12 protein-coding genes are annotated in these 11796 nt (G+C 44.0%); 6 read left to right on the forward strand and 6 right to left on the reverse strand.

All coding sequences use genetic code 11. The features are described from left to right. The coding region (locus tag TY87_RS17395) for a retention module-containing protein (protein WP_157789916.1) at positions 1 to 1703 on the reverse strand (1703 nt) is incomplete at its 3' end. A gap of 465 nt (positions 1704 to 2168) precedes the next feature. Between TY87_RS17395 and TY87_RS17400 the strand changes: the two genes are divergently transcribed. From TY87_RS17400 to arsJ, 5 genes are all read left to right on the forward strand, one after another. After that, positions 2169 to 3659 carry a SulP family inorganic anion transporter gene (locus TY87_RS17400; protein ID WP_100188058.1) on the forward strand — a complete coding sequence of 497 codons (1491 nt, stop codon included), beginning with the start codon at positions 2169 to 2171 and terminating at the stop codon, positions 3657 to 3659. Positions 3660 to 3690: 31 nt separating this feature from the next. Then, positions 3691 to 4542, forward strand: a complete 852-nt coding sequence (locus tag TY87_RS17405) for a universal stress protein (protein WP_100188059.1) — start codon at positions 3691 to 3693, stop codon at positions 4540 to 4542. A 218-nt stretch (positions 4543 to 4760) separates the two neighbouring features. Then, positions 4761 to 5105, forward strand: coding sequence for a metalloregulator ArsR/SmtB family transcription factor (locus TY87_RS17410; protein WP_012069554.1), 345 nt, complete (start codon positions 4761 to 4763; stop codon positions 5103 to 5105). A 35-nt stretch (positions 5106 to 5140) separates the two neighbouring features. Continuing rightward, on the forward strand, positions 5141 to 6148 hold the full coding sequence (locus TY87_RS17415; RefSeq protein WP_100188060.1) for an ArsJ-associated glyceraldehyde-3-phosphate dehydrogenase: 1008 nt from the start codon (positions 5141 to 5143) through the stop codon (positions 6146 to 6148). A 48-nt stretch (positions 6149 to 6196) separates the two neighbouring features. Then, positions 6197 to 7423 carry an organoarsenical effux MFS transporter ArsJ gene (gene arsJ, locus TY87_RS17420; protein ID WP_100188061.1) on the forward strand — a complete coding sequence of 409 codons (1227 nt, stop codon included), beginning with the start codon at positions 6197 to 6199 and terminating at the stop codon, positions 7421 to 7423. Here arsJ and TY87_RS17425 read toward each other — a convergent pair. The 5 genes from TY87_RS17425 to TY87_RS17445 form a co-directional block, all read right to left on the reverse strand. Next, a complete protein-coding gene (locus tag TY87_RS17425) occupies positions 7420 to 7713 on the reverse strand; it encodes a type II toxin-antitoxin system RelE/ParE family toxin (RefSeq protein WP_072841361.1) in 294 nt (97 codons plus the stop codon). The genes arsJ and TY87_RS17425 overlap by 4 nt on opposite strands. Position 7714: 1 nt before the next feature. After that, positions 7715 to 7936 (reverse strand): addiction module protein, encoded by a 222-nt coding sequence (locus TY87_RS17430; protein WP_012069550.1) that lies wholly within the window; start codon positions 7934 to 7936, stop codon positions 7715 to 7717. 145 nt (positions 7937 to 8081) lie between these two features. Then, positions 8082 to 8543: an NfeD family protein gene (locus tag TY87_RS17435; RefSeq protein ID WP_100188062.1), complete on the reverse strand. Its 462-nt coding sequence runs from the start codon at positions 8541 to 8543 to the stop codon at positions 8082 to 8084. 2 nt (positions 8544 to 8545) lie between these two features. Further along, positions 8546 to 9484 (reverse strand): SPFH domain-containing protein, encoded by a 939-nt coding sequence (locus TY87_RS17440; RefSeq protein ID WP_072841363.1) that lies wholly within the window; start codon positions 9482 to 9484, stop codon positions 8546 to 8548. A 199-nt stretch (positions 9485 to 9683) separates the two neighbouring features. Next, positions 9684 to 10751 (reverse strand): threonine aldolase family protein, encoded by a 1068-nt coding sequence (locus tag TY87_RS17445; RefSeq protein WP_100188063.1) that lies wholly within the window; start codon positions 10749 to 10751, stop codon positions 9684 to 9686. Between the two features lie 208 nt (positions 10752 to 10959). Here TY87_RS17445 and TY87_RS17450 point away from each other — a divergent pair, with 208 nt between their 5' ends. Continuing rightward, positions 10960 to 11793, forward strand: a complete 834-nt coding sequence (locus TY87_RS17450) for an amidohydrolase family protein (RefSeq protein ID WP_100188064.1) — start codon at positions 10960 to 10962, stop codon at positions 11791 to 11793. The last annotated feature ends 3 nt before the right edge of the window (positions 11794 to 11796 follow it).

An 11796-nucleotide genomic window follows, 5' to 3' on the forward strand; every position in this document is an offset into this window, starting at 1 on the left:
GTTTGACCGTTTTCATCCACATAACTCGCGGTCATGGTGCCAATATCATCGGCACTTGCAGTATTAAAGGATGTCGATAATTTAACGGTAACATCCGTTGGAGAAGCTTGGTTGAGTGACAGAGTGAAAATTGCATCTTCACCCTCAAAAGTGAATCCATTATCATCAAGCTTAGCAATAACAGTGCTTTTATCTTGATATACACCATCGGTGGACTCTGAAGTCGCAGTGAACGCATTCCCTGCTGCATCAGTTCCGGAAACACTCGCTTGTATAATACGATTATTTGTTAAATCACTACCTTCAACATTGATACTATAGACCAAACCACCATTTTCATTAGTAGTAACCAAACCCGTATATTTTGAACTGTCGCCATTAATCGTCAAGGTAACTGTATCGCCCTCAGCAGCATCACCATCTACTCTCCCTGTAATCGTTACAATACCACTCGCCTCAATAGCATTAAGTACATCATCACCAGCTATTGTATCAATGCTAATAGAGGCACTTGCTTGCGTATCTAAAGTGACATCTAGTGGAGTAGAAGTCGCTGTATTGCCAGCATTATCAGTCACTTTAACGGTAAGAGTGTTAGCACCTTCAGCTAATTGCCCATTAGTCGCTGTAAAACTCCAACTACCATCTGCTGCCTGTACTGCGTTACCTAATTTTGTTGTGCCGCTGAATACTTCAACAAGGGTCACATCACTATCAATGTTAGAAAGAGTGAATGTGGCGGTGGTGTCATTTGTTAGATTGTCGACTGAAGAATCACCAGTATCACTTGCTGAGACCAAATCAATAATTGGTGTACTAATTGCTGTATCAACCGCATGAGTCGATGAGCCTGTGCTCTCAACTGTATTTCCAGAACTATTACTGGATGTTACAACTGCATCAAATTCTGTATCCGCCGCCAAATCCGAACCAGCAACCCCAACAGACCAAGTACCAGTTGAGCTAACGGTGGTTGTGTAAGTTACTCCATTAATAACCAAAATAACTTGATCACCTTGAGAAATATCTCCACCAGTAGCTGTACCTGTTACAGTTATAGTTCCATTCGCTTCAGCTTTATTTACAACATCATCTTCAGTGATAGAACTAACCGTGACAGTACCTGCAATTGCTGGAACATTACCTGTTACTGGAATCGTTCTATTTGACGTTGTAGGTGTGGTATCTTGAGTTTGTGTAGCTGACCCACCACCATTGTTATTTGTGTCATAGCCATATTTTGGCAAAGCACTTGATGAGTCATTACCAAAAGTAGGAAGTGCAGTGTTATCATTTCGATCAATATCGACATCGACACGTTGCTGCTCACCTATAGCCTCACCCGCTGCTGGAGCTTCTTGAACTAAGGTAGGGTCATCACCCGCTAAGATGGCATCTTGTAGCGCGTCTACGTCTGTGGAAGAGTCTGCAACAAGGTCTTCGTTATCTCCTGTGTTGTAGATTTCATCAGTGATTTCAACAACAGAATCACCGCCAATAACCACTTCGGTGCCATCAACGAAGGCAATAGTCACACTACTATTGCTGCCCGTCACAACAGTCTCGCCAAAGAAAACCGCGTCACCGATTTTCACCACACGCTCTTGGCCATCAATGGATTGAATTATCACTGAGCCGGTTAACTTAGTGATAAAGCCGATCGCGTTGCCTAGTGTTGCAAATGGTGCTTGACTGTCGCTCATGATACGTTCCCTAAAAAGAAGACTAAAAATAAGTCGTAATAGTTCTATAATTACTCTCAAGATAGGGCAGAAAAGGCAAGGTAGCTATTGTACCTTGGTACAGTCAGTCCACTTTTTTAACATTTTCTATCCTTTTTTGGTTCTTTTTTGCTTTCCCACCTAAATACCACAGCCCTTCTGCTCCATTGTCATTGCTATGCATAAATCAACTCTTTATAATTTCCGCTCTTTCGGGCACAGATCTTAAGCACTTAAGGGTCAAACGCTGCGCGATGCCTATTTCAGAGTCTCTAGGACTCACTCAATGAGCCTTTATGGGAGTGTTTCGCATAGCCCTAATCATGGCGCAATATTCCGAACACATTTTTATAAAAAACGGCTAACAAGATAAAAAACCTATAAAGCAAACTGCTAATTAACTAGCGACTACAGCTTATATGCTCTAATTTATTCAGAAGGTAATACATGATCGATACGATAAAACGAGACTGGTTCTCAAACATTAAAGGCGACTCTCTCGCTGGCACTGTGGTTGCGCTTGCTTTGATCCCAGAAGCGATTGCATTTTCCATCATTGCTGGCGTTGATCCTAAAGTAGGCTTGTATGCCTCTTTCTGTATTGCCGTGGTCATCTCATTTGTTGGCGGTCGCCCTGGAATGATTTCCGCCGCCACGGGTGCGATGGCACTATTAATGGTGACCTTGGTAAAAGAGCACGGTTTAGAGTATTTACTTGCAGCCACACTACTAACAGGTGTTTTCCAGATAATCGCGGGGTATTTAAAACTCGGGGCCTTAATGAGGTTTGTCTCGCGGTCCGTCGTAACTGGCTTTGTAAACGCTTTGGCGATTTTGATATTCATGGCACAGTTGCCAGAACTAACCAATGTCACATGGCACGTATACGCCATGACAGCTGCGGGCTTGGGTATTATTTATCTATTTCCACTCCTTCCTGTCATCGGTAAAGCGCTCCCTTCACCATTAGTATGTATCGTCGTATTGACTGCTTTTGCGATGGTGTACGGTTTAGACATTCGTACCGTTGGCGATATGGGCGAACTACCCGATACTCTGCCTATCTTCTTATGGCCAGACGTTCCGTTAAACCTAGAAACCCTAATGATCATTTTACCTTACTCACTTGGCCTTGCTGTGGTCGGTTTGTTGGAATCCATGATGACAGCAACCATTGTTGATGAATTCACGGATACAGGCAGTGACAAAAACCGCGAGTGTAAAGGCCAAGGTATTGCCAACATCGCTTCAGGTCTGTTGGGTGGCATGGCTGGTTGTGCCATGATTGGACAATCCGTTATCAACGTAAAATCTGGTGGTCGAGGTCGTCTTTCCACCTTTATTGCTGGTTTCTTATTGTTGATCATGGTGGTTTTCTTAGACGACCTGATTAGTCAAATCCCGATGGCGGCTTTGGTTGCCGTTATGATCATGGTGTCAATTGGTACTTTCTCTTGGGAATCCATCATCAACCTGAAAAAACACCCGTTATCGACTAATATTGTAATGTTGGCTACCGTTTCTATTGTGGTTGCCACACATAATTTAGCAATCGGCGTATTTGTCGGTGTATTACTGGCATCTTTGTTCTTCGCTAACAAAATCGGCCGCTTGATGGTGGTGAAAAACGAGCAAGGCGAACAAACAGGTCATCGTACTTATAAAGTCATCGGACAAGTGTTTTTTGCGTCGTCAGATCAATTTAATGCGTCTTTTGATTTTAAAGAAGCGGTTGAAAGAGTTACGATTGATTTAACCGATGCACACTTTTGGGACATCACAGCCGTATCCGCTTTGGATAAAGTAGTAATTAAATTCCGTCGCGAAGGTGCCGAGGTTGAACTGGTAGGAATGAACGAAGCTAGTGCAACAGTCGTCGATAAATTTGGGGTTCACAACAATCCTGAAGAAGTCGAAAAAGTAATGGGTGGTCACTAAAACACCCTCGAATAATAACAAGGAGTGCAACATGACTAACATAATAGCTTGTATCGATGGTTCTTCTCTATCTGAGTGTGTCACCACCGCATCCGTGTGGGCGGCCAAGCAAATGGGCTCGCCATTAATCTTGATGCACTCTTTGGAAAAAGAAGCTGTGAGAACCGACGAAGATCTTTCTGGTTCAATCGGCTTAGGCAGCCGAGAGCACCTGCTAGAAGAGCTTGTTGCCCTGGATGCGAAACGCGCTAAATTAGCCTTAGAGCATGGCAAGCTGGTGCTCGAAAACGCCAAAGAATTTGCTCATAAGGCTGGCGCCAAGCAAATCGAATTACTGCAGCGTCATGGCGATTTAGTCGACAACCTCCTCGACCTTGAGGAAGAATCTCGGCTTATCGTCTTGGGTCGTTGTGGCAGCGGTCATACGCAAAGTGCTCACACCATTGGCTCTCACATCGAGAGAGTCGCTCGAACATTGCATCGTCCAATCTTAATCAGCGTCGGCAAATTTAAAGCGCCAACAAACTTTATGATTGCTTACGATGGTCGAGAGGCTGCAGATAATGCGATCGCACGTATCGCGCAAAGCCCACTATTGCTCGGTTTACCTTGCCATCTCGTCATGGCTGGTGAAGCAACACCAGAAAGACGCCTTAAACTAGAAGAAGCACATCGCAAGCTTGAAGAAGAAGGCTTTGACGTCACGGCATCCATCATTCCGGGGAAGATTTACCCTGTGCTGACTCAATACCGTGAAGAGAACCAAATAGAACTCATGGCGATGGGCGCGTATGCCCACTCTAAAGTTCGTCAATTCTTTGTTGGCAGCAACACCAGCAAGATGATAATTGAGAGCGATATTCCACTTTTGATTCTGCGTTAGAGCATTCAATTTCTATCAAACGATACTCATCAAGCAATATCCATCAAGGGCGACTTCTTCGGAACTCGCCCTTTTTATTGCCTTCGACTTTTCTATTTTCAGCCCAAACCATAGATGAATTTTTTGTTAAATGTTTAACAATTTAAATATATGGTTTTGCATATATATGCTTTTCCACATACACTTCTATCAACATTAACTGATGTGTTTTTTTTACAATGAAGCCCGATCATTTCTACAAAGCGCTCGCCGATGACACTCGATTGCGAAGCCTATTACTCATTACTCAATATCAAGAACTGTGTGTTTGCGAACTCACCGAAGCACTAAATGAAACGCAACCTAAAATATCTCGCCACCTTGCCCAGCTACGAAAAAATGGCGTTCTAAGTGATCGAAGACAAGGACAATGGGTGTTTTATCAATTACATCCAGAACTGCCCAATTGGGCGAAGAGTGTCTTACAAACCACACTAGACAACCAAATTTTGTGGCTAAAAGACAATATAGATCAGCTCGAAACCATGGGCGGCAGGCCAAAACGTACTGGAACTTGCTGCTAACCATCCAATTTTCATCATTCATTTGAGACAACACAATGACTATTAAAGTAGGAATAAACGGCTTTGGCCGTATGGGACGACTTTCTTTTCGTGCAGCTTTTGACTGGGACGATGTAGAGTTTGTGCAAATCAACGATCTAAAAGGCGATGCCGCCACACTCGCTCACTTGGTTAACTTCGACTCGGTTCATGGTCGCTGGCACAACGAGGCAAGCAGCGAAGGCAACAATATCATTGTGAATGGCAAAACCATTACTTGCACACAAAACCGTACACTTGCAGAAACGGACTGGTCACAATGCGATGTAGTCATTGAAGCGACAGGCGTGATGAAGACCAAAGCAGCGTTACAAGCCTATTTAGACCAAGGCGTAAAACGCGTTGTGGTAACCGCGCCAGTCAAAGAAGATGGCGTGCTGAATATCGTCATGGGCGTTAACGATGACGACTACGATCCAAGCTTGCACCCTATCGTCACCGCAGCGTCTTGCACCACAAACTCACTCGCACCAGTAGTTAAAGTTTTGCAAGATGCCATCGGCATTAAACATGGCTCTATGACGACGATTCATAGCATCACCAACACACAAACCATCATTGATGCGCCGCACAAAGATTTACGCCGCGCTCGTTCTTGTGGCAGCAGTTTGATTCCAACCACCACAGGCTCAGCAACCGCCATTACGCATATCTTTCCAGCACTAAAAGGCAAACTAAACGGCCACGCTGTGCGCGTGCCTTTGACCAACGCGTCTTTAACCGATTGCGTGTTTGAAATGAAACGCCCAACGTCAGAAGAAGAAATCAATCAACTACTCAAAACGGCCAGCGAAGGCGAATTAAAAAACATTCTTGGCTACGAAGTTCGCCCATTAGTATCGATTGATTACCGCACCGATCCTCGCTCTTGCATCATCGACGCACTCAGCACCTTAGTAATTAACGGCACCCAAGTAAAACTCTATGTTTGGTACGATAACGAATGGGGCTACGCCAACCGCACCGCAGAACTAATGCGAAAAGTTGGCAGACTAGATAAATAAATAACAACACACTTGAAAAATATATAAAGAGCAAAGCGAAAACAACCAATGCTGTCACAATTACCAAAAAGCGTTCGTCAGTATCTTATCGTCACAGGTAATTACTGGAGTTTCACTCTGACTGACGGCGCGTTGCGCATGCTGGTCGTGTTGTATTTCTATCAGCTGGGTTATGGTGCATTGGACATCGCTTTGCTCTTCTTGTTTTACGAATTTTTCGGTGTAATCACTAATCTCTTTGGTGGCTGGCTTGGGGCTAAATGGGGACTCAACCGCACCATGAACATTGGCCTCGCCATGCAAGTGGTTGCCCTGTCTATGCTGTTATTACCCTCCAGCTTTTTAACCATTCCTTGGGTGATGGCGGCACAAGCCTTGTCGGGTATTGCCAAAGATCTCAACAAAATGAGTGCCAAAAGCGCCATCAAAACTCTCGTTCCGAAAAATGCCAGCGGCACCTTGTACAAATGGGTTGCCCTACTCACCGGCTCGAAAAATGCGCTCAAAGGCGTGGGATTTTTCTTAGGTGGTTTTCTACTTAGCACCATCGGTTTTCATAACGCCATCTTAGCCATGGCTATTGCTCTTGGCATAGTTTGGCTCGCCAGCTTGTATCTGCTTCGAGAGGATTTAGGCAAGGCAAAAAACAAACCAAAATTCTCGCAGATGTTTTCAAAAAGTGCTGAAATCAATATCCTGTCTGCGGCTCGCCTCTTTCTGTTCGGCGCTCGGGATGTATGGTTTGTCATTGCGGTGCCAGTGTATTTGTCGAGCCAATTTGACTGGGATCATTGGCGTGTCGGCAGCTTCCTTGCCTTATGGGTCATCGGCTATGGCATAGTTCAGAGCCTCGCTCCACATATAACGGGTAAGAAAAAACAGCAAACACCCAGCGGCAAGCAAGCCAGATTTTGGGCCATGCTGCTTAGCGCTATTCCAGCAGCCATCGCGATTGGTTTACAGAATTTTGATCACACATTATGGATTCTATTGAGCGGACTCATAATATTCGGCGTGGTGTTTGCTATCAATTCATCCTTACATAGCTATTTAATCGTTCACTATGCCAGTGAAGATGGCGTGTCATTAGATGTGGGCTTTTACTACATGGCCAACGCCATGGGACGACTCATCGGCACAATTTTATCAGGATGGATTTACCAAAACTTTGGCTTGATCGCCTGCCTCTGGGTGTCTTGTGGGTTTCTTATACTTACCAGTGTTATTTCATTCTGGTTGCCACAAAAAATCACCAATGCAGAAAGCACCAATTAATCTCTTTTCAACCAATAGCCCGGATTTTTACTGTTATGCATGATGGCAATCACATAAAGGTTATCTGAATGCACTTGATAAATGACAGAGAAAGGAAAACGAGATAATAAAAATCTATGATGATTTGCACCGAACTTGGGCCAAGTTCGAGGAAGCGCCAGAATTGTTTTGAATGCAGATTCAAGCTCTTTAATAAAATCATCACCAAGCCCTTTGGCTTGAAGTTGATACCAATCATAGGAGGATTTAATTTCCTGACTGAGATCAGGATGAAAGGTTAAATTCAACATATTATTTTACAACTTGAGCCTTAATTTCCTCCCAACTTACTGCCTTTACATCGCCAGACAACAAAGCATTGCTGCGATCTTCTGCTAATGCTAACCAAACCGACTCAACATCATTACTCGGCTCACCTTCAAGAGAAGACAAAAGACAATGAGCTGCCAAAGCTTTTTCACTAGGCGTTAATTGCTCCATATTATCCAGTACGGTTTTTAATGCGTCAGACATATGCATCACTCCTATCCACGTTACAAGCAATTCTATCACTGAATGCTAGCTTTTGCCTCCCATCCAAAGCCATAAAAAAAACACCAAGCATGTTCGGTTCACAACCGGCATACTTGGTGTTTCTTTAATTAAGAACTAAAGGCGTTTACTTAGAGCTAATCGCTTTGATATACAATTTGCCTACTTCGGCCTCAGTCACTTCTACTTTCGTTCCAGCTTCAATGGGCTCTTCACTTACCAAAGACCATTCAATACCAGAATAGTGGTACTTAGGAGACTGAGTTGGCGATACAGCTTCTTTCAAAAAGAACTGATGATCGGTAAATTCGCTTTTGGTTTTTTTGGTGCTCACCTTAGATTGCATGCGCTTCAATGGTTTCCACAATACTAACGCGGCCAATATGGTCATCACGCCAGTACTGAAAGAAGCACTCAACAAACTATTAGGCAATACCCCAACATAGACCAAAGCACCGGTTGCCATCGCAGCCAAGCCAACAAAGAACAGCACAAAGGTAGAAAATCCCAATACCGCCACTTCGATGACCAATAGAATCAAACCAACAATAAACAAGCTTTGAGCCAGATTATTGGCAATGATATCCATACCTAGCTCCCTTTCGTCATTTTCTGGATAATTGTCATAGCTTGAGCAACCACTGCCGCTGTTTCAGTTGCGCCATCTGGCAACAAGACCACAGACGATTCTTTCGCAATCGCACGTTTCGCTTCAATCGCTTTCGTTGCAAGATCAAGTTGAATCGCTTTCTGACCTTCTTCAGTTGCCGCGGCTTCACCTACTTGGCGAAGTGCTTCGGCTTGAGCGGATGCAACAGCAACGATAGCTTTCGCCTCACCTTCTGCACGCAACACTTGCTCTTCTTTATCTGCTTCTGCGGCTAATACAACAGAGGCTTTTTTACCTTCGGCACGGTTAATCGCCGCTTGACGATCCCCTTCCGATTCCAAAATTTGCGCACGTTTAACACGTTCAGCTTTCATTTGGGCTTCCATCGCTTCCATCACTGATTGTGGTGGAACAATGTCTTTTATTTCGTAACGCAACACCTGAATACCCCAAGGACCTGCAGCATCATTAATCGACGCCACAATATTGGTGTTAAGCACATCGCGCTCTTCAAATGTTTTATCTAATTCCATTTTACCTAACTCAGAACGCATCGTAGTTTGCGCTAACTGAGTCACAGCGAAGACATAATTCTCTACACCATAAGTTGCTTTATAAGGGTCTAATACACGGAAATACAATACGCCATCAACACGCAAAGAAATATTATCCTTGGTAATAGCACTTTGCTCAGGCACATCTACCGCCTGCTCTTTTAAAGTGCGATCCGCAGAAATACGATCAATAAAAGGAAAGATGAAATTCAATCCTGCCTCTTTTGTAGACTGGTATTTACCAAAACGCTCAATAACGTATGCCTGATTCTGCGGCACAAACTTGATCGAGGTTTTTAGCAGTACAACCACTAGTACAAGCACCAGAGTCTGAACGCTTAATATATAGCTAAGTATTTCTTCCATAACAATGAATCCTTAATTTTCAAAACACACCCGACTTATATTCTTTCCACGCTGTTATGAATCACCATGCAAAAAATACAAACGGAACGACAAATTTATCGCCATTACAGTAGGCACTGTTGGGCGTCAAAAGTCACCAACAATCGCTTAGTACAACTATCCCCAAAAAACTGTACTTAATTATAGACCTACAAATAGGCTATTTAGTTGCAAACTGTCTCGCACTTTTTATAAAAGCCTCAACACCTTCTTTTGGTGTTCTAAAAGAAGTCACCAATCGAATCACACCTTCTTCCCAACGACCGCCATAAAAACCAAAGCCTTCAGCTTGCAGATGGTCAATCATTGGCAATGGCAAGGTACAAAACAGCATGTTTGCCTGAGCTGGCGTATTAATTTTTACACCAGGAACGGCTTTCAAACCTTCTTGCAACAAAGCCATCATGGCATTGGCATGAGTCGCATTGGTACGCCACAAATCATCGGTTAAGTAAGCAATCATCTGTGAAGACAACAAACGCATTTTCGAATGCAAATGCCCACCGCGTTTACGACGATAACCCAACTCTTTCGCTACTTGCTCGCTGGAGACTCCTTTATTTTCGAGGGATTGCTTAAACACTACAATGGCTTCTGCCGCCATCACGCCATTTTTCGTCGCGCCAAATGACACTATATCCACGCCCGCTTTCCACGTCATTTCCGCTGGAGTGCAACCCAAGGCAAGCAAGGCATTGGCAAAACGTGCGCCGTCCATATGAACAGGCAATCCAGCCGTTTTTGCCACATCGCTAATGGCACGAATCTCATCTAACGAATAAACACTGCCCACTTCCGTCACTTGAGAAAGGCTAACAACAGATGGCTGACAAGAATGCACATCACCGATTTTTTGACTCACCAATTTCTTCAGCTGATCAGGATCCATCTTGGCATCCGCGCCACTAATACCGACAAAACGTGCGCCATTGGTATAAAACTCAGGCGCAGTACATTCATCATTCAACAAATGGCTTTCAGAATGACACAACACACTACCCCAAGGCGGCGTTAACGCACTGATGCTCAATACATTCGCCGCCGTTCCAGTAGAAACCAAAAACGCATCGACTTCACACTCAAACAGTTCCGACAACATACGCGTGACTTGAGCCGTGCCATCATCATTCCCGTATGGCATAGCGTCGCCTTGCGCGGCTTCCATCATGGCTTTAAAAACAGAATCTGACGCTCCGGCAATATTGTCACTAGTAAACGCAACCTTCATTTAGTACTCCTTAAATCAATTCATTCATATTTATGAGTATTATCATGACAGCCTTTAAAAGCGAGTGCTTGGATTTTTGTGCAGCATCATAAATAACTTTCTTCAAAGCAAAACGCCATCCAATATTTCCAATGCCTAACAACCAAAATCAAATAGCCTACCCGACCTTCTGTCAGTATTGTACAGACACAACAAGTGAGGAGTTATTATGTCGGTATTCACTGAACGTAAAATAGATTGTCACAATCACATTTTTGACCCACAGAGCTTTCCCTATCAAGCAAAGACACCTTATGCACCAGAAGGACATGAAGTCGCGACAGCAGATTACTTTCTACAAGTTCTAGAAACCTACGGAGTGTCACACGCTCTATTAGTTGGCCCAAACTCCGCCTATGGAGAAAACGACAATCGCGCTTTGCTAGATGCGATAGCTCGCTCCAACGGTCGCTTCAAAGGCATGGCTGTAGTCAAACAAGACACATCATCAGAAGAACTTGCACAGCTAAAAGCCCAAGGCGTGATCGGTGTTACCTTCAATGTCGCTTATTATGGATTTGAGCACTTTGCGCAATCCGCACCATTAATGGATCGCCTAGCGGATCTCGATATGATTATTCAGGTGCAAATCGAAGACGAGCAAATGCTCGATCTCGCGCCCTTATTAATGAACAGCAAGGCAAAAATATTAATCGACCATTGTGGCCGACCTAATATTGAAAAAGGCGTAACAAACAAAGGCTTTCAAGCCGTACTTGCGCTAGCAAAAACGCAACGTGCTTACATCAAGGTTTCTGGCTTTGCCAAATTCACGCAAAGCGTATTTCCTTATGCCGACACAAAACCTTATGTCGATGCCATTGTTGAAAGTTTCGGAGAGGATCGCATCATTTGGGGATCGGATTGGCCGTTCTTAAAAGCGCAACACAGAATGGATTATGGCACTTTGCTCAGCCTTGCAGAGAAGCAGTTTCCTGATGCAAGTATACGAGCAAAGTTTTTCTGGGAAAACGCCGCCAAACTCTGCGGCTTTCCAATATAAGCA

Origin of the sequence: Marinomonas sp. BSi20584 (assembly GCF_002792415.1) — a bacterium.
Classification (GTDB): Bacteria; Pseudomonadota; Gammaproteobacteria; order Pseudomonadales; family Marinomonadaceae; genus Marinomonas; species Marinomonas polaris.